The organism is Jeotgalibacillus sp. ET6, from assembly GCF_029667115.1.
GTDB lineage: Bacteria > Bacillota > Bacilli > Bacillales > Jeotgalibacillaceae > Jeotgalibacillus.
This window is the reverse complement of record NZ_JARUIU010000136.1, coordinates 1-262: the sequence shown is the minus strand read 5'-3', so window position 1 is coordinate 262 and position 262 is coordinate 1. Positions and strand designations below refer to the sequence as shown.

The following is a 262-nucleotide window of genomic DNA, read 5'->3' as shown; positions in this document are numbered from 1 at the left end:
AGTAGAGATCTTTGCATTAAGTACCACTCCAGGTACAGTTGCTATTGACCAGCGCCGCTTGGAACAGGATGTTCAACCGACGATGTCTGCCCAGCTGGTTTTTGGAGGGACGAGAGAAGAAGAGTTTGAGAGGCGTCTTGAAGGAGCAAGCTATATGGAAATTATGAATGCCGGGTGACCTCGTTATTTGGAGCGTCCAAAAGCTTGGATATCTGCCTGAACCTCATACAGATTTTATCATGGCCATCATCTCAGAGGAGCT

General features: G+C 47.3%; 1 pseudogene. It reads left to right on the top strand.

Annotation, left to right across the window (positions count from 1 at the left end):
- Positions 1-191: 191 nt before the first annotated feature.
- Positions 192-262, top strand: a pseudogene (locus P6709_RS20030) (FtsW/RodA/SpoVE family cell cycle protein); the annotation flags it as partial.